Here is an 18,229-nt window from a genome sequence, read left to right as displayed (position 1 = left end):
AAGCCGCCCGTGTCAGCCGCGCTCCAGCCGCACGCGGCTTCCCGCCGGAACTGTTACATCGCCGTGAACGATCAGCGCCTCGGCCGCGGTCAGTTCCGCCAGCCAAAGCGCCAGCGCCTCGGGGGCGCGGGAATGCGGGCCATCGACAGCATCCAGCACCAGTTTCGAGGGTGCCCAGACAATCGTTTGCCCGTGCTTCATCGCCCAGTCGATTTCGGTGCGGGTGGACACCACCACACAGCGGTCATCGCGCGCGGCAAGTGTCCAGGCGTTCTGTTCGATGGCCAGAAGGTCGATCCGGCGCTGCGTCGGCTTGTGGCCGGTCACCGGGCGCGGGAAATCGGGCAGACCTACCGTCAGGATCAGCGGCAGGCCCCGTGCCTGCCAGGCATCAAGGCGCTGCGGCAGATCGGGCGCCGCGATGGCAGCATTGTCGAGATGGATCACCAGCGGATGCAGCGCCTGCATCGCGCCCTCGCTGTCCAGCGCCTGTACCGGCGCCTCGGCCCGGCTGCGCACGATTTCCACCCCCAGCGCACCGGGGCCACGGTCCAGCTTTTCGACCCGCACGAAAACCCGCATCGCCTGCGGCTCGGCCAGCACGCGCTCCGCCACCTTTTCGGCCAGCGTTTCCAGCAGGTTCAGCCGCTCTTCCGCCAGTTCGGCGGCTATCGCCTCGGTGATCCGGTCGTAGGACAGGATGCGGTCGACATCATCTTCCAGCGGGGCAGGATGTGGGCGCACCTCGACCACCACATTGAAGCGCAGGCGCTGCTTGTGGCCACGTTCCTGCTGGAAGGCGCCAATATCGGCCTCAACCACATGGTCACGCAGGGAAATGCGATCCCGCGGGGCGGCCCCGGCCGATGCAAGGCTGCGCTCTTCCGGGTGGGCAAAGGCGAGACGGGTGTCGCTGGTCATATCGCCCTCCGGCGTTCGGGTCTTTCTGCGGGCAGTTTAGAGGCCCGAGACGGCTATGCCCTGCCCGCCAGCGGCAGGCAAGGCCCAAGACCCGACATCAACGCGGTTACTGCCGGTAGAAAAGATGCGCGCCGATCGCGGCGGTCCGCTCGAAGCGGCGCGACCAGGACGGGCGGATATTGACCGTATGGAAATGCGTCGCCCCCGCTGTCAGCGCACGAGGCGCCCCATCCAGCATCAGCCGCGCGATCTTGCCAGCGCGATTCCACGCGCCTTTCTCGTTCGCGCGGTCGGATTTGCCATCGCAGGTATAGGAGAACTGACACCCCTGATTGACGACACCGCAGATCGTTCCGGGATAAGAGGCACTGTCGACCCGGTTCAGAATGACCTCGGCCACCGCGAACTGGCCCCGGATCGTTTCGCCACGCGCCTCGTGATAAAGCGCGGTGGTCAGGCACTGCCATTGCTGATCGCCCGAGGTGACCGGCAGCGCATCAAGGAAACTGCTGTCATACCGGATGAGGTTTGGCGTCGAAATCTCTGGCAAGCCAGACTTTTTCGCCACACGCTTCACCACCGGACGCTTGACCTGCACCCCGTCTGCCAGCGCAGCAAGCCGGGCGGGCGCCACCTGGCCCATGGCCGTGCGCTCCATCCCCAGCAGCGACGTCATCTGACCTCCCAGCGTGATTGAGGGGTCATTCGACTGGCTCACCGTCACATCGGCGAAGGCCGCTCCACTGAGGACGACAGTAGCCGAAACGGCCATCGTCCAACCTTGTAGCAAGCGCATTAACTCTGATCCCGGTCCTGTTCCAGCGCCGCGCGCAGCTGAGAAAATTTGTAAACAACGCGCAACAAGGGGCGCCCTTAGCCCAGGACAGCGGTCCGAGTCTACCCTAGTGGCAAAAAAACCACACAGAATCAGCGAATTTTGCGCAATTTGTTGCCGAAGCTCTTTTTGAAACCGCAAGAGGAAACAGCGGAAGCATCGCCGTTTCCGCTTGTTTTTCCACAGTTTTCATTGCTTCGGATCGGTCAGCGCCAGATGTGCCGCCGCAAGTCGCGCCAGAGGAACGCGGTAAGGCGAACAGCTGACATAATCGAAGCCCGCCTTGCGGCAGAAGGCGATTGATTCGGGGTTTCCGCCATGTTCGCCGCAAATCGAAAGGGTGAGATTCGGCCGGGTCTGACGGCCCCGCTCCGCCCCGATCAGCAGCAGTTCCCCTACGCCATCCACGTCGAGAATGTGGAACGGATCTTCGCTGAACACCCCCTCCTGCACATAGGTATTCATGAAGCGTCCGGCGTCATCGCGGCTGAGCCCGTAGGTCATCTGCGTCAGGTCATTGGTGCCGAAGGACAGGAAGGCCGCGTGCTGCGCGATCTCGCCCGCCCGCAGCGCGGCGCGCGGGGTTTCCACCATGACACCCAGCCGGTAGTCGAAGCTGACCCCGGTTTTCGTCCGCACCAGCGCCGCCACCGCGTCGATCCGGGTTTTCACCAGTTCGACCTCGCGCCGCGCCGATACGAGGGGGATCATGATTTCCGGCACCACCGGCTCGCCCGCGCGCACGGTTTCCACTGTCGCCTCGAAAATAGCACGCGCCTGCATGTCATAGATTTCGGGCAGGACAACGCCCAGCCGGACGCCCCGCATCCCCAGCATCGGGTTGAACTCGGCCAGCGCCTCGGCCCGACGCGTGACCTCGGAAAGCGGGCGGTCCAGCGCCTCGGCCAGTTCGCGCATACCTTCGCGGGAATGCGGCAGGAACTCATGCAGCGGCGGGTCGAACAGGCGGATGCAGACTGGCAAACCCTTCATGATTTCAAAGAGTTGCACAAAGTCCGCGCGCTGCATCGGCAAAAGCCGTGCCAGCGCCGCAGCCCGGTCGGGGGCGGTATCGGCGAAGATCATTTCGCGCATGGCCACCAGCCGCGCCTCTTCAAAGAACATGTGTTCCGTCCGGCACAGCCCGATGCCCTGCGCCATGAAGTCGCGCGCGGTCTGGGCATCCGACGGCGTGTCGGCATTGGCGCGGATTCCGATGTCGCGCAGCTCGTCCGCCCAGGCCAGAAGCTGCCGGAACGACTCCCCCTGCGCCGAGGGCAGCATGTCCGCCGCCCCCACCAGCGCCTCGCCCGAGGTGCCGTCGATGGTGATGATATCCCCCTCACGGAACACCCGGCCATCGCGGGCGGTCAGCTTGCGGTCTCGGGTATCCAGCCGGATATCGGAGGCGCCCACGATACAGGGCAGGCCAAGGCCGCGCCCGATCACCGCCGCGTGGCTGGTCATGCCGCCACGTTCCGTCAGCACGGCCGCCGCCGAATGCATGCCGCGAATGTCTTCCGGCGCGGTTTCCCGGCGCACGAGGATACAGGCCTCGCCCCGCGCGGCGCTGGCCTGTGCCGCCTGCGAGGAAAACACGATGCGCCCGGTTGCGGCACCGGGGCTGGCGGCGATGCCACGGGCGAAAACGTCGCGCGGCCCGCGCGGATCGACCTGCGGGTGCAGCAGTTCGGACAGCGCGCGGGGTTCGACCCGCAGCACCGCCTCGGCGGGGGTGATCACACCGTCGCGCGCCAGCGCCACGGCGATCTTTAGCCCCGCACGGGCGGATCGCTGCACCTTCACCGCATCCAGCACGGCCAGCTTGCCGTCCTCGATGGTGAATTCGATCTGCATTTCCTCACGCAGGCGCTGACGGCAGATCGCCCCCTCTCGGATCAGTTCGGCGAAGATTTCAGGCGCCAGTTCCTCCAGCGAGGGGCCGCGCGGGTCACGGGTCAGATACAGCGCCTCGCCCTTCTTCAGCGCGTCGCGGCCCTGACTTTGCCCCAGATAACGGCCGATCACCTTGGGATTTCCGGTCACCGGATCGACGAACTGGATCACACCGGAGCCCGAGACCCCCTGTCCGATTCCCTGCGCCATCTGCTGCACCACCAGACCCAGCGCCGCCTCGGCGGGCGCGCCCTTGGCCTGACGCAACAGCCGGGCGGTCGTTCCCTCCCATGCGCGGGCCATGGACCGCAGCACATCGGCCAGTTGCCGCGCCGGGTCTTCGGGGAAGGGTTCGTCCATCTCCATCTCATAGGCGCGCAGCGCGTCGTTCAGCCCGCGCGCGCCGGGTTCCAGCCCCTCGAACATATCGGGGTCAAGGCGGGCGACGTGCACGGCATAGCCCTGAACGAAGCGCAGATACAGCGCATCAGCCGCCGCCTGCCCGTGGCTTTTGGCCAGCAGATCATGGCGCGCTGCGTTGAACCCGATGTTGAGGATGGTGGCAGGCCCGCCCCAATCGGGGTTTTCCGGGCTTGGGCGCACCGAAATCAGCGGGCTGTCGCCGAAATGGCCCAGCACCGCCGGGCAATCCAGCATCTGCCCGGCGGCAATGGCGCGCACAGTCGAGGCGGGCAGCGTTACCGTTTTCGGGACGGGCAGTTCCAGCCGGATCAGCCGTTGCAGGCATTTCGCCCGCCAGCCATGGCGCGGGGTCGAGACCTCGGCCGAGGGGGTGATGACGGTGAAATCGGTAAGAAGTTCGGTTTTCTGCACTGCGGCGCCCTTTCGGTTCGCGGGCAGAATACGCCGTTCGGGGCGTGGCGCAAGCGGCGCTGGCAAAAGGGGGGCTTTCCGCCCCCCTCGCCCGTTCCGGGCTCACCCCCCGGAGGATATTTTGGCCAAGATGAAGGGGATCAGCCCTCGACCTTGGTGAAGTCGGCCACCTGTGCCACCAGCGCGCGGATGCGGTGGAGCAGGTTCAGACGGTTGCGCCGCACGATGGCGTTGTCGGTATTGATCTGAACGGCGGTGAAGAAGGCGTCGATGGGCGCGCGCAGTTTGGCCATGGCGGCCATGGCGGCGGCGAAATCTTCCTGCGCCATGGCGGGGGCAATGGCAGCCTCGCCCGCGTCGAGCGCGGCGAACAGGGCGCGTTCCTCGTCGGTTTCGGCGAATTTGGGATCGGCGCCGAAGGAATATTCCACTCCGTCCTTCTGTTCGGCCTGTGTCAGGATGTTGTTCGCCCGCTTGAAGCCTTGCAGCAGGTTGGTGCCATCGTCAGAACCAAGGAAGGCTTGCAGCGCCTCGGCGCGTTTCACCAGCAGGGTGAGGTCGTCATTGCCGGGCATGGCAAGGCAGGCGTCGATGACGTCGTGGCGAATGCCCTGATCGCGGAGGAAGACCTTGAGGCGGTCGTGGAAGAAGGAGAGGAGATCCGCCATCACCTCATTTGAGAACTTAAACGGTCCATTTTCAGTGAGCTTTTGCTGCAAGAGATGGACCATAAGGATATCGGCAATTCGCCAACGCACCCCATTCCCCAGCACCAGCCGGATCACCCCCAGCGCGGCGCGGCGCAGCGCGAAGGGGTCTTTGCTCCCCGTCGGCTTCTCGTCGATGGCCCAGAATCCCGTCAGGGTGTCGATCTTGTCGGCCAGCGCCACGGCGACGCTGACCGGCTCGGTCGGCACGGCGTCGGAGGGACCGAGGGGCGAGTAATGGTCGCGGGCGGCGTTGGCGATGGCTTCGGGTTCCCCTGCTTCCAGCGCGTAATAGCGCCCCATGGTGCCTTGCAGTTCGGGGAATTCACCGACCATGGCAGAGCGCAGGTCGAGCTTCGCCAGACCGGCGGCGCGGGCGGCCTGATCCGGGTCAGCCCCCACCAGCGGCGCGATCTCGCGGGCGAGCGCGGCGATACGGGCGATGCGGTCGGCCTGACTGCCCAGCTTGTTGTGGAAGGTCACGGCCTTCAGCCCCTCGGCCCAGTCGCCCATACCGGCCTTGGCGACGCGCAGGTCGTTTTCCCAGAAGAAGCGGGCGTCGGACAGGCGGGCGGACAGCACCTTCAGGTTGCCCTTCAGGATGGTCGCGCCATTGTCGGCGGTTTCACGGTTGGCGACGGTCACGAAGCCCTCGATCCGGCCCGATTTCGGGTTTCTGACCGAGAAGAATTTCTGATGCTCGCGCATTGAGGTTTGCAGCACTTCGGGCGGCAGGTGCAGGAATTCGGCGCCGATGGCGCCCATCAGCACCACGGGCCATTCCACCAGCCCCGCCACCTCGGTCAGCAATCCCGCATCAGGGACAAGTTCAAGACCGCGCGCAAAGGCCTGATTTTGCGCATCATTCCAGATATGCGCCTCACGTTCGGCGCTGTCGAGCATCACGAAGGCGCGGCGCAATTTCGCGGTATAGTCGTCAAAGGACGAAACCGCGAACCGCGCGGGCGCCATGAAACGGTGGCCCCCGGTGGTATTGCCCGCGACGATCCCGTCCACCGACATCGGCACGACCTCGGCCCCGCCCTCGTCGCCCAGAAGGCAGAGGATGGAGTGCAGCGGCCGCACCCAGCGCAGGCTGCCCGAGCCCCAGCGCATCGACTTCGGCCAGGGGAACGTGCGGATGGTGCGTTCCAGCACCTCGGCGATGATTTCGGCGGCCTTGCGGCCGGGTTTCTCGATGACGGCGAAATAGACCTCGGCCTTCTTGTCGGCGCGCTTTTCCAACTGGTCCAGCGTCAACCCGGTGGAGCGCAGGAAGCCGTCCAGCGCGGCCTGCGGCGCGTCGGTGCGGGGGCCTTTGCGTTCCTCGCGCACGGGTTTGCTTTCGGGCGTCAACCCCTGCACCGTCAGCACCAGCCGGCGCGGCGTGGAAAACGCCCCGGCGCTTTCATAGGTCAGACCCGCCTCGACCAGACCGTCCGTCACCAGCTTCTTCAGGTTCTCGCGCGCGGCGGCTTGCATCCGCGCAGGGATTTCCTCGGAAAACAGTTCGATCAGCAGGTCGGACATGGAGATCTTCTTTCAGCTTCGCGGATCATCCGGGCGCGGCCGCGCCCTGCCTGCGGCATACAGGCCCGGCCGTCGCCACGCAAGCGGACCGGGGCGATTTTGCGGCACATCCCGAGGGCGAAACGGCACCGCCCCCGGCCCTGCCGCTTACTTCAGGATGCCCTTGGTCGGGTCTTCCTTCAGCTTGTCGTTCAACTGGTGCCAGGCATAGGCATTGCCGTTCGGAAAGACCGCGACAACCCGATCCACGCCCGGCACGATGTCATGGACCGACAGGAAGGCGATGGCTTCGCCCGTTTCCAGCGCCTCGCCGATCTTTTCGGCATTGAAGCAATCGAACCACGGCGGGCCGACCAGCGGTTCGGCCTGATCATAGACCCTGTAGGTCTCGGTCAGCATGGCCTGGCTCATCGGGGTGTGGAAACAGGCCCGGAAACGCAGCGGCGAGGAGGTGGCGTCAATGCCTTCCACATTCTCGGCCAGAATCGCCTCGGGCGCATCCCCAAGGATCGGGGTCAGCTGGATTTCCGCCCCCGGCTGAAAGGTGGCGGGTTCATAGAAGGCGTAGACCTGCAACCAGTAGATTGCGATTCCTGCGATTGCGGCGATCAAGACGATTCCCCCCGCGATGAGCTTGCCACTCACGCCGCCGTCTCCACCGAGGCGCCCGCCTCGGTCTGGACGAAGGCATCGGCGCATTTCTTCGCCAGCGCGCGCACCCGGCCGATATAGGCCTGCCGTTCGGTGACCGAGATCACGCCGCGCGCGTCGAGCAGGTTGAACAGATGGCTGGCCTTGATGCACTGGTCATAGGCGGGATGCGCCATGATGATGCGCTTGCCGCTGTTCGGATCTTGCGGATCAAAGGCCAGCAGGCGTTCGCATTCAGCCTCGGCATCCTCGAAATGGCGCAGCAGCATCTCGGTCGTGGCGCCGTCGAAATTGTGGCGGCTGTATTCCTCCTCCGTCTGGCGGAAGATATCGCCGTATTTCAGCGGGATCGGCGATTGCGGATCGTTGAACGGCATGTCCATGACGTGATCAATGCCCAGCACATACATGGCCAGCCGCTCCAGACCATAGGTCAGCTCGCCCGAGACCGGCTTGCAGTCATGCCCGCCGACCTGCTGGAAATAGGTAAACTGGCTGACTTCCATGCCGTCGCACCAGACTTCCCAGCCCAGCCCCCAGGCGCCCAGCGTCGGGCTTTCCCAGTCATCCTCGACAAAGCGGATGTCATGCAGGCTGGTGTCGATGCCGATGGCGTTCAGGCTGCCCAGATACAGCTCCTGCAGATCGGGCGGCGAGGGTTTGATCAGCACCTGATACTGATAGTAGTGCTGAAGCCGGTTCGGGTTCTCGCCGTAACGGCCATCGGTCGGGCGGCGCGAGGGCTGCACATAGGCGGCGGCCCAGGGTTTGTTGCCAAGGCTGCGCAGCGTCGTCGCCGGGTGGAAGGTGCCCGCGCCCACCTCCATGTCATAAGGTTGCAGCACGGCACAGCCCCTTGAACCCCAGTAGGTCATCAGGCGCAGGATGATTTCCTGAAAGCTGCGGGGCGTATCGGTGGCGGACATGGCGGACCTCAGGGAAGACGGGGCCGGACGGCGGCAATTCCCCGTCTGCATAGGCAGAAGGGCCGCGAGGGTCAATGGGATGCCGCCCCCGCTTCGCGGCGGCGCGCCTGCTCGCGGAACTGTCAGATTTCAGGGATGCACAGCGTTTGCATGCGGCGGCAGGCGCGTGTAACGCTCGGGTGAGGTGGACGTGACGGGATTACAGTGGGAATGAGACATATTCTTTATCTGCTTGGCCTTGTGGTGCTGCTGGCACTGCCGCAGGGGGCGCGGGCGCAACAGCAATACTGGCTTCAGATCGAGGCGCAGCCGACCCTGCGCGAGGCCGAGGATCGGGCGCGCGCCTGGTCGGCGCTGTTTCCCGATGTGGCGGGCTTCACCCTGGGGGCGGGCTGGTATGCGCTGACGCTGGGTCCGCATCTGGATCGCGACTCTGCGCAGGAACGGCTGGTGCAACTGAAACGCGAGGGGCTGATCCCGCGGGACAGCTATGTGACCGACAACCGCGCGCTGCGCGAGCCCTTCTGGCCCACCGGCATGAATCTGGCTCCGGCCCCCGCCGAGCCCGAGGCACAGCCCGTTACCGTACCCGAAGTGCAGACCCTGGCCCTGCCCGACGCCGGAACCGGCACCGACCCGGCCCCCGCACCGGAACCGGAGGCGCAGGCGGCGCCCCCCGAGCCTGCCCCGCCAGCGATCATCGAGGAAAGCCCGGCCGAAGCCCGCGCCTCGGAAGCCCTGCTGAGCCGGGATCAGCGGATGGAATTGCAGGCCGCCCTGCAATGGTATGGCTTCTACAATGCCAGCATCGACGGCGCCTTCGGACCCGGCACCCGCAAGAGCATGGCCGACTGGCAGACCGCGAACGGGCTGGAACCGACCGGCATCCTGACCACGATGCAGCGCGACACGCTGGTCGCGGCGCACCAGCAGGCGCAGGCGGAACTCGGCCTGCAAACCGTGACCGAACAGGAGGCGGGGATCGAAATCACCCTGCCGACCGCGCTGGTGGAATTTGACCACTACGAACCGCCCTTCGCGCATTTCCGCGAAAAGAACGGCTCGGGCGTGCGGGTCATCCTGATTTCGGAACCGGGCGATCAGTCGACGCTCTACGGGCTTTACGACGTGCTGCAAACGCTTGAGGTCGTGCCTCTGTCGGGCGAGCGCAGCCGTGCCGAGCGCAGCTTCACCATCGACGGGCGCAACGGCACGGTGGCAAGCCATACCTATGCCGAACTGTCGAAGGGACTGATCAAGGGTTACATGCTGATCTGGAACCCGGCGCAGGACGAGCGCATGGGCCGCGTGCTGGCAGCGATGCAGTCGAGCTTCCGTTCGGTCGGGGACAAGGCGCTGGACCCGGGTCTTGTGCCGCTGTCCGACGACAGCCGCCGCAGCTTGATGGCCGGGCTGGAAGTTCGGCGCCCTGAACTGTCGCGCAGCGGCTTTTATGTCGATGGCAGTGGCGCCGTGCTGACCACCCGCGAGGCGGTGGAAGGCTGCAACCGTATCACGCTGGACCTGCGCACCGACGCCACCGTCACCTTCTCGGATGCCGCGACCGGGCTGGCGCTGCTGAAGCCCGCGCAACAATTGTCTCCACCCGCCGTCGCCGAATTGCTGACCGGGCCGGCGCGTCCCGGACAGGAAGTTGCCGTCTCGGGCTACAGCTATGAAGACACCCTGCCCGCCCCGACCCTGACCTTCGGCACGCTGGAGGAAATGAAGGGGCTGGACGGTGAGGCGGGCATCGCGCGTCTGTCGCTTCAGGCGCTGCCCGGCGATGCCGGTGGCCCGGTGCTGGACGGCGCGGGCACCGTCATCGGTATGCTCATGCCGCGCGACACCGCAGGCAGCCGCAAGCTGCCCGACAGCGTAACCTATGCCGCGCAGGCCGCCACCATCGCTACAAGGCTGACCGAAGCGGGGATCACCCCGCATGCCTCGGCGCGCAGCGGCGCCATGGCGCCCGAGGATTTGAGCCGGATGGCGCGAGGCATGACCGTTCTGGTCTCCTGCTGGTAAGCCACCGGAGCCCGCAGACAAAAAGGGGCCGCCAAGCCCGGCCCCTTTTACATGTCAGTCGCGCCAGAACCGCGCCATGAACAGCACATAGACCGACAGCAGCTCCAGCCGCCCCAGGATCATCCCGGCAATCAGCAGCCATTTGGAGGCGGTCGGAAAACCATCCACCGCGCCCGTACGCCCGACCTCGGGCCCCCAGACCGGCCCGATATTGGCAAGCGAAGTCCAGGCCCCGGTCAGCGCCGCGCTGTCCGACAGGCCGCTGAGCGACAGCGCCACCACCAGGAGGCCGAAGGTCAGCACGAACAGCGTGAAGAACATGATGACCGAATCCAGCACGTCATCACTGACCGGATGCCCGCCATAGCGCATCTGCACCGCCGCACTGGGATGGCGCAGACGACGCAATTGCACCTTCACCGCCTCGAACAGGATCAGATAGCGGAACACCTTGACCGAACAGACGGTGGAGGAGGTGCAGCCGCCGATCAGCCCCACGGTCAGCAGCACTGTAAAGGCGAAAGCCCCCCAGAGCGTGACATCAACCGAGGCATAGCCGGTGCCGGTGAACACAGTAACGACGTTGAACAGCACATCCGTCGCAATACGCTCCGGCGCGATCTCGTGCTGCCACCAGGCGATGAACAGGATCAGCCCTACCGCGACCGCATTCCAGCGCAGGAAGGCCCGCACCTGAATATCGCGGAACAGCGGCGCCACATCGCCCCGCATCACCTGCACATAGCGGATGAACGGCAACGAGGCCATGAGCATGAACAACACCGCCACCAGCTTCGATGCCTCGGGGAAGGCCGCGAAGCTCAGATCGCGGGTCGAGAAGCCGCCGGTAGAAACGCAGGTCAGCGCATGCATCACCGCCTCGAACCCCGACATGCCCAGCGCCCGGAAGGCCAGCGCACAGGCCACGGTGATCAGCGCGTAGATCTGGATCAGCCCGACCGAGATTTCAAAGGCGCGGGGCAGGATCTTGCCCAGCGTGTCAAACCCTTCCGAGCGGAAGAACTGCATCCCGCCGACTTTCATCACCGGCAGAAAGATCAGTGCCACGATGACGATCCCCAGCCCGCCCAGCCATTGCAGCATGCCGCGCCAGAGGTTCGTGCCCATCGGCAGCAGGTCAAGCCCCGGCGCGCCGGTTTCGGCATCGGGGCCGATGATGGTGGTTCCGGTGGTCGTCATGCCCGAAACCGCCTCGAAATAGGCATCCGTCGCGCTCAGCCCCGGTTCGCCCAGCATGAAAGGCAGCGCTCCGAAGGCGGGCAGGATCGTCCACACGGCCGTGGTCAGCACGAAGGCCTGTTTCACGGTCAGCCCCGTACCCGTCGCATTGGAACAGGTCAGGGCCATCACGGCGCCGGTCACAGTGGTCACCGTCGCCGCCGAGAGGAAGGCCAGCCAGTTGCCATGCCCGGTGATGCGGTCCAGCCCCAGCGGCAGCAGCATCAGCCCGCCCAGCACAACCAGCAGGAGGCCAAGGATATAGACGATCGGTCGCAGATCAATCATGCACAGAACCTCGCCCCGCAGCAGCCAGCTGTCAATCGCGCCAGAAACGCGGCATCAGGACCACCAGAAAGGCCAGCAGCGACAGGCGGCCCAGCAGCATTGCGGCGATGAGAATCCACTTCGCCGCCGTCGGAAATTCGATGAAGGTTCCGGTGCCCGCAACCAGCGGGCCGATGCCGTAGCCGATATTGCCGATCGAGGTCCAGACCGCGAACAGCGCACTTTGCATGTCGACGCCGGTGAAGGTCAGCGCAGCACTCAGCACGCCGATGATCAGGATATAGGAGGTGACGAACATCATCACGCCATTCATCGTCTCGGTATCCACCCGCCGACCGTCATAGCGCACAGCGGCAATCCGGTCCGGCATGTCGATCTGGCGCAGTTGCGCGATGACGGCCCGCACCGAAAGCTGCACCCGGAAGACCGTCAGCGCGCCCGAGCTGGAGCCGGAGCAGCCGCCGATGACCCCAAGGATGAAGGCCGCCACCAGGACGAAGCCCCCCCAGTTGGAGAAGGTTCCGGCAAAGAAGCCGGTGCCCGTCATGATCGAAGTGGCATTGAACAGCACGTCACGGAAAATCGGCTCTGGGTCGCCGCCTTCGGTCAGCACCCGCCAGAGCGTCAGGATCAGCACCGCCACTGCCAGCCAGATGACGAAGGCGCGCGCCTGCGGGTCACGCCACAACGCGCCATGGCGGCCGGTGACCATCTGGACGTAGCGGATGTAGGGCAAGGCGGCCAGCACCATGAACAGCGCCCCCGCATATTCGGGCAGGCCCGGATAGGCACCGAAAGAGGCATCCTGCGGGGAAAACCCCCCGGTGGCGATGGTGGCGAAAGCATGCACTACCGCATCCAGCGGTGCCATGCCGACCCCCAGATAGACCACCAGACAGGCCAGCGTCAGCCCGGCATAGACCCCCAGCAGCGAAAGCGCGATATCGCTTGCCCGCGGCAAGACCTTGCCCAGCGTGTCAAAGCCTTCGGTCTTGAAGAACTGCATGCCGCCGACCCGCATCACCGGCAGGAAGATCATGGCGATGAAGGCGATGCCCAGCCCGCCCAGCCAGTTCAGCATGCCGCGCCAGAGATTCAGACCCTGCGGCTGATCCGCCAGCCCGATGATCACGCTCGATCCGGTGGTGGTGATGCCCGAGACCGCCTCGAAATAAGCGTCCGTAAAGCTCAGCCCCGGTGCGCCGGTCATCATCGGCAGCGCCGCGAACATCGGCAGGACCACCCAAATACCAAGGGTCAGCAGGAAGGCTGACCGGGTATCGAAACCCCGGTTCAGCCCGGCCCGCGTTGCCATGGCGACCAGCATGCCGGTTCCTGCGGTTATAATGGCCGCCTCGACAAAGGCCCCTGCATTGCCGTTGTCCATTGCTCCGTCGAGCAGCGCCGGGATCAGCATGAGACTGCCCAAGATGAACAGCAGTCGTCCAAGGATACTCGCGGCGGGGGTCAGGTCGATCATGATGCGCAAGACCTCGACCGCCCGCAGGCGTTTGTCAAGCGTGGCCCTGCGACAGGGCCGCGCGCCCCGGATCAGCCGACGTGGAACAGCGTGCCGAACAGGCGGGGATCAAGGCTTGCCTGCGCGAAGGTTGGGCCTTCGGTCAGCACGCTGACGGCATCATGGCTGTGCAGGCTTTCCTGATGGCTGGCCACGATACGGAAATCGCCCACCCGCGGATCGGCCTGCAACTGCGCACAGAACAGCCGCGCGGCATCCTCAACGAAGATCGGATTGGCGGCATTCAGTTCCGCAAAAGCCTGTTCATCCTCGCGCTTCACCATCACCTGAGTCTCGGTCGGCACGGCGCGGCGGCACAGTTCGATCAGATCCTCGAACCACAGCGCAGGGCCCGGATTGGCCACGACCGAAATGCGCGCCACCGACCGCTGCGAATGCGGCGTGGCCAGTTGCCCGCGCGTGCGGCGGGCATGTTCGCTGAGTTCCAGCGAGCACGGGCAGGTCGAGGAGTAAACATAGTCGAGGTGCATGATCTTCAGCCGCTCGCCCGCGCGGTCAACCAGTTCCAGCGCGATGTCGTAATATTGCCAGCCCGACAGCCCTGACCGCAGCGACGGCACCTTCACGGGGAAGGAAAACCGCATCTGGATACGCGCATCGAAGCTTTCCAGATCGCGTTTGTAGTCGCTCAGCGCATGTTCAATGACATCGAAGCTGAAATCCCGCTCGGCATGGGTATAGAAGGACCGCATGATGCGGCTCATGTTGATGCCCTTCTTTTCCGCCTCAAGGCTCACCGTTCCGGTGACGCTGGTTTCCAGCAGCACCTCGCCCGCATCGCGGGTGCGATAACGGATGGGCAGGCGGAAATTGGAAATCCCGACATGCTGGATCTGCGTCTTCGCCCCCCGGATCAGACTGGCCGGGCCGTTCTGCAAATCGGGCAGCGTCGCCTTGTAGGCGGCATCGGCACGGAATTCAGCCGGATAGATGGTGGACAGGTCGGGATAGCCGTCGCCGATCAGTGCCCGCGCGGCGGGATCAAGCGCCAGCATCTCCGTGTCGGAAGCCTTGGAGGCCCATTGACGGATCAGCGCCAGCGCCGCCTCCACCTCTTCAGGCCCAGGCTTGCGATCCAGTTCGGGGGTGCGGATGTTCATTGGCGGTCCTTTCGGTTCCGGCGCGGGAGAGACAGGATTCTTGTCCGCGCCTTCAATGTCAGCAGGATATACGAAGGGCCGCGCCCCCCGGATCACTCACGCCCCGGTCTCCCGGAGCGCAGGGTCAACATAGGCATGGCCAGGGATCATTGTAAGGCCGGAGGCGACGCGAAAAAGCGCATTTGCGCCGCCTGCCGGTGCCGGGATCAGACCGCCGCCAGCGCGTTCTTCAGGTCTGCCACCAGATCGCCCGCATCTTCCAGGCCGACCGAGAACCGGATCAGGCCAGGCGTGATGCCCAGCAGGTCTTTCTGATCCTGCGGCAGCCGCTGGTGGGTGGTGGTCGCGGGATGGGTGGCGATGGATTTCGCATCGCCCAGATTGTTGGAAATCTTGATGATTTCCAGCGCGTTCATGAAGCGGAACGCTGCCTCTTTCCCGCCCTTGATGTCGAAGGCCACCATGGTGCCGCCCGAGCCCATCTGCTCCATCGCCAGCGCGTGCTGCGGATGGCTGGCAAGGCCGGGGAAGATCACCCGCGACAGCCGCGCATCACCTTCCAGCGCCTGCGCCACCGTCAGCGCGCTGTCCGCCATGGCACGACAGCGCAGGTCCAGCGTCGCCATGCCGTTCAGCATGATCCAGGCGGTGAAGGGGCTCATCGAGCCGCCGGTGTGCTTCATGTAGGGTTCAACCGTCTTGCGGATGAACTCGGTCGTTCCACAGATCACCCCGCCCAGCGCGCGGCCCTGCCCGTCGATGTGCTTGGTCGTCGAATAGATCACCGCGTCTGCACCCAGTTCCACCGCCCGGCTGAAGATCGGGGTCGAGAACACGTTGTCCACAATGACCAGCGCGCCCGCCGCATGGGCGATATCCGCCACGCCCCTGATGTCCACCAGTTCCAGCGTCGGGTTCGACATGCTTTCAAAGAACACCGCCTTCGTCACGCCGGGCCGCACCGCTGCGCGCCATTGGTCCAGATCGGCGCCATCGACGAAGGTGACCTCTACCCCGTAGCGGCCCAGCACCTCTTCAAGGATGTAAAGGCACGATCCGAACAGCGCCCGCGCCGACACCACATGATCGCCCGCGCGCAGTGCCGACACCAGTGCCCCGTTCACGGCCGCCATGCCGCTGGCGGTGGCAAAGGCGTCTTCAGTGCCTTCCAGCGCCGCGATGCGTTCCTCGAACATCCGGGTCGTCGGGTTGCCATAGCGGGCATAGATGAACTCGTCGCCCTCGATCTTCAGGAACCGCGCCTCGGCTGCCTCGGCCGACGGATAGGCAAAACCCTGCGTCAGAAAGATTGCCTCGGCCATCTCGCCATACTGGCTGCGGCGGCTGCCCTCATGCACCAGCGTGGTGCGCGTTTTCCAGTCTTTGCTCATCTCTGCCTCCGGCAAAACAAAACCCCGAAGACCGTCCGGCTTCGGGGTCAGAGCCCTTCACCTTTTAGCGGTTTGTTTAACGTGGCCCGCAATCCGGTCACAAAGCGCCACAAGGCCCGCCATACGCCCGGCGCACGAAAAGGTCAACGCCACGCGGGTTGCGCGCAACCCGGCTTTGCGTTTTTGTGAGCGCAAACAGGAGATGCCGCCATGACCATCGCGCTTTACTACTGGCCCACGCCGAACGGCCACAAGATCACCATCGCGCTTGAAGAACTGGACCTGCCCTATGAGGTGAAGCTGGTGAACATCGGCAAGGGTGACCAGTTCGCCCCCGATTTCCTGAAGATCGCGCCGAACAACCGGATGCCCGCCATCGTCGATCCCGACGGGCCGGATGGCGAACCGATCCCGATCTTCGAAAGCGGCGCGATCCTGCAATACCTCGCCCGCAAGACCGGCAAGCTCTACGGCCGGACCGAGCGGGAGCGCGTGGCGGTGGATCAGTGGCTGATGTGGCAGATGGGCGGCGTGGGGCCGATGGCCGGTCAGGCGCATCACTTCCTGAAATACGCGCCGCAGATGGACCCGCCGCAGGTGCTGCCCTATGCGCAGGAGCGTTACCGTAAAGAGGTTGGCCGCCTTTATGGTGTGCTGGACCGGCAGTTGCAGGGGCGCGAATTCGTCGCCGGTGACAGCCTGAGCATTGCCGATATTGCCATCTGGCCCTGGGCGATGGGCTGGGAAGGCCAGCAGCAGACGCTTGACGACAAGCCCGATCTCGCCCGCTGGCTGAAGGCTCTGGGCGCGCGTCCCGCCTTCCAGAAGGGTCGCGCCGTCGCCGCCGAAGCCCGCCTGCCCACGATGGACAAGCAGGCGATGGAGACGCTTTTCAAACGCTAGACCGCGCCGCGCGGTCAGGCGCTCAGCAGCGCTGCGACCTCACGTCGGTGCGGGCGCTGCCGGTGTTCCATCACATAGACGCCCTGCCAGCGCCCCAGCGCCAGCCGCCCGCCGATCAGCGGGATGGTCAGGCTGACCGGCAGCAGTGCCGCCTTGATATGGGCGGGCATGTCATCCGGCCCCTCATAGGTATGGGTCAGCCAGCGCATCGAGGGATGGGTGGCCGGCGGCACGAGCCGGTCCATCCAGTCGGTCAGATCGCCCTGCACCTCCGGGTCGGCATTCTCCTGGATCAGCAGACTGGCCGAGGTATGGCGGATGAACAGTGTCACCACGCCTTCGGTGCGCCCTGCACCTTCGGCCCAGTTGCGCAATTCGCGGGTAAACTCATAAAGGCCGGGGCCCTGCGTTGGGATCGTGAACAGCGTATTCATGGTGCCTCCGGTGTCAGGGTGCCGCGATAGCGGATCAGCAACCCACCCCACGGCAGGCAGGCCGCCACGTCGAAGGCCACGCCTGTTTCTGTTCCCGTCTCGGCCACCTCCGCCCGTGGCAGGCAGAAGCGTGGCACCGGCAGACCCAGAACGCGTCCGCCGGTGACATGCAGACGAAATCCGCCGGGGATGGGCTCGGGGCGCATCATCAGCACGAAGGGGCCAAAGCGCTCCACCACCCTGCCCGCCCGGAAGCTGAGTATTGACGGCGTGCACCGGCCCCCAAAGTCGCGCAGCCAATGCACCATTGCCCCTTCGCGCCGCGTGGTCAGGTGCAGGTCAACCGTGCCCGCAGCGGGAAACCGGCCCAGCCACAGCAAAAGCCCGGCCACGATGCCGCTGCCGCGCTCCACCCGGCACGGGCCGGACCAGCGCCGGGGTGCCGCCTTCGGGCTGTGCAAAGCGCGCAGGCAGACCGGCAGGTCAACGGCCCCCAGCGCTTGCAGGAACGGGTCGCTCATCCCCCGAAACCGCCGGGCAGAAAGCGGCTGCGCACCTCCGGCCCCGGCATCAGACAGGTCTCGGTCCGCCCGAACAGGCGATAGCGGTTGCGCGCAATCAGGTGATAGGCCGGATCTTTCATCACCCCCGGCAGAAAGCGCAGCAGGCCAGCCAGCGCCCAAGGCCCGCCCAGCCGCCGCATCGCCGCCGAAAAGGCATCGAGCCGCTGGTGGATCTGTCCGTCCACCACCACCAGATTGGTCTCAAATTCGGTCAATGGCAGGTCCAGCGCGGCATAAAGCGCCTGCCCCAGCGGGCTTTGCGCGGTGGCAAAGCTGAAATGTCGCTGCCGATCCCTGCGCAGCATGAAGCGGAAGAAGCCCGAACACAGCACACAGACCCCGTCAAACACGATCAGGTCGCGGCCCGACAGACGGGCTTGCAGAACGGGGGGCAGACTGGAAACCGGGACAGGCATGATCCGGGTTTAGGCCGCAGGCCCGCA

15 protein-coding genes and 1 riboswitch are annotated in these 18,229 nt (G+C 65.3%); of the genes, 2 read left to right on the top strand and 13 right to left on the bottom strand.

Annotation, left to right across the window (positions count from 1 at the left end; genetic code table 11):
* Nucleotides 1–12 precede the first annotated feature (12 nt).
* The 6 genes from IE126_RS05730 to IE126_RS05705 all read right to left on the bottom strand — a co-directional run bounded on the left by IE126_RS05730 (nucleotide 13) and on the right by IE126_RS05705 (nucleotide 8,300).
* Complete coding sequence (locus IE126_RS05730) at nucleotides 13–921, bottom strand: dihydroneopterin aldolase (protein WP_054301194.1); 909 nt, start codon at nucleotides 919–921, stop codon at nucleotides 13–15.
* A 106-nt stretch (nucleotides 922–1,027) separates the two neighbouring features.
* Nucleotides 1,028–1,717: a cell wall hydrolase gene (locus IE126_RS05725; protein ID WP_189380432.1), complete on the bottom strand. Its 690-nt coding sequence runs from the start codon at nucleotides 1,715–1,717 to the stop codon at nucleotides 1,028–1,030.
* 228 nt (nucleotides 1,718–1,945) lie between these two features.
* The gene (locus IE126_RS05720) at nucleotides 1,946–4,486 is read right to left on the bottom strand and encodes a putative PEP-binding protein (protein ID WP_189380431.1); all 2,541 of its coding nucleotides are present in this window, start codon (nucleotides 4,484–4,486) and stop codon (nucleotides 1,946–1,948) included.
* Between the two features lie 140 nt (nucleotides 4,487–4,626).
* On the bottom strand, nucleotides 4,627–6,723 hold the full coding sequence (gene glyS / locus IE126_RS05715) for a glycine--tRNA ligase subunit beta (RefSeq protein WP_189380430.1): 2,097 nt from the start codon (nucleotides 6,721–6,723) through the stop codon (nucleotides 4,627–4,629).
* 147 nt (nucleotides 6,724–6,870) lie between these two features.
* Nucleotides 6,871–7,368 (bottom strand): DUF6446 family protein, encoded by a 498-nt coding sequence (locus IE126_RS05710; protein ID WP_054301198.1) that lies wholly within the window; start codon nucleotides 7,366–7,368, stop codon nucleotides 6,871–6,873.
* Nucleotides 7,365–8,300, bottom strand: a complete 936-nt coding sequence (locus tag IE126_RS05705; protein WP_189380429.1) for a glycine--tRNA ligase subunit alpha — start codon at nucleotides 8,298–8,300, stop codon at nucleotides 7,365–7,367. Before IE126_RS05705 ends, IE126_RS05710 begins: the two co-directional genes overlap by 4 nt.
* 210 nt (nucleotides 8,301–8,510) lie before the next feature.
* Between IE126_RS05705 and IE126_RS05700 the strand changes: the two genes are divergently transcribed.
* Nucleotides 8,511–10,328: a trypsin-like peptidase domain-containing protein gene (locus tag IE126_RS05700; protein WP_189380428.1), complete on the top strand. Its 1,818-nt coding sequence runs from the start codon at nucleotides 8,511–8,513 to the stop codon at nucleotides 10,326–10,328.
* Between the two features lie 54 nt (nucleotides 10,329–10,382).
* Here IE126_RS05700 and IE126_RS05695 read toward each other — a convergent pair whose 3' ends face one another.
* The 4 genes from IE126_RS05695 to metZ all read right to left on the bottom strand — a co-directional run bounded on the left by IE126_RS05695 (nucleotide 10,383) and on the right by metZ (nucleotide 15,886).
* Nucleotides 10,383–11,855 carry a TrkH family potassium uptake protein gene (locus tag IE126_RS05695; protein WP_054301201.1) on the bottom strand — a complete coding sequence of 491 codons (1,473 nt, stop codon included), beginning with the start codon at nucleotides 11,853–11,855 and terminating at the stop codon, nucleotides 10,383–10,385.
* A gap of 31 nt (nucleotides 11,856–11,886) precedes the next feature.
* A complete protein-coding gene (locus IE126_RS05690) occupies nucleotides 11,887–13,335 on the bottom strand; it encodes a TrkH family potassium uptake protein (RefSeq protein WP_108127204.1) in 1,449 nt (482 codons plus the stop codon).
* Between the two features lie 71 nt (nucleotides 13,336–13,406).
* The gene (folE2, locus tag IE126_RS05685; protein WP_108127206.1) at nucleotides 13,407–14,495 is read right to left on the bottom strand and encodes a GTP cyclohydrolase FolE2; all 1,089 of its coding nucleotides are present in this window, start codon (nucleotides 14,493–14,495) and stop codon (nucleotides 13,407–13,409) included.
* Between the two features lie 206 nt (nucleotides 14,496–14,701).
* Nucleotides 14,702–15,886 (bottom strand): O-succinylhomoserine sulfhydrylase, encoded by a 1,185-nt coding sequence (gene metZ, locus IE126_RS05680; RefSeq protein ID WP_189380427.1) that lies wholly within the window; start codon nucleotides 15,884–15,886, stop codon nucleotides 14,702–14,704.
* A gap of 44 nt (nucleotides 15,887–15,930) precedes the next feature.
* A riboswitch (SAM riboswitch) is annotated at nucleotides 15,931–16,007 on the bottom strand.
* Nucleotides 16,008–16,096: 89 nt separating this feature from the next.
* Between metZ and IE126_RS05675 the strand changes: the two genes are divergently transcribed.
* A complete protein-coding gene (locus IE126_RS05675) occupies nucleotides 16,097–16,789 on the top strand; it encodes a glutathione S-transferase N-terminal domain-containing protein (protein ID WP_189380426.1) in 693 nt (230 codons plus the stop codon).
* Nucleotides 16,790–16,803: 14 nt separating this feature from the next.
* Here the strand turns inward: IE126_RS05675 and IE126_RS05670 are convergent, their stop codons facing one another.
* The 3 genes from IE126_RS05670 to IE126_RS05660 are packed head-to-tail and all read right to left on the bottom strand — an operon-like array spanning nucleotide 16,804 to nucleotide 18,202.
* A complete protein-coding gene (locus IE126_RS05670; RefSeq protein ID WP_189380425.1) occupies nucleotides 16,804–17,223 on the bottom strand; it encodes a secondary thiamine-phosphate synthase enzyme YjbQ in 420 nt (139 codons plus the stop codon).
* On the bottom strand, nucleotides 17,220–17,744 hold the full coding sequence (locus IE126_RS05665) for a DUF4166 domain-containing protein (RefSeq protein ID WP_189380424.1): 525 nt from the start codon (nucleotides 17,742–17,744) through the stop codon (nucleotides 17,220–17,222). Before IE126_RS05665 ends, IE126_RS05670 begins: the two co-directional genes overlap by 4 nt.
* A complete protein-coding gene (locus IE126_RS05660; RefSeq protein WP_108127216.1) occupies nucleotides 17,741–18,202 on the bottom strand; it encodes a thiol-disulfide oxidoreductase DCC family protein in 462 nt (153 codons plus the stop codon). The genes IE126_RS05665 and IE126_RS05660 overlap by 4 nt, the downstream gene beginning before the upstream one ends.
* Nucleotides 18,203–18,229 lie beyond the last annotated feature (27 nt).

The organism is Gemmobacter nanjingensis (assembly GCF_014652195.1).
GTDB classification, from domain to species: domain Bacteria; phylum Pseudomonadota; class Alphaproteobacteria; order Rhodobacterales; family Rhodobacteraceae; genus Gemmobacter; species Gemmobacter caeni.
Note: the sequence above shows the minus strand (reverse complement) of the source record. Positions and strands in the feature narration are given on the sequence as shown.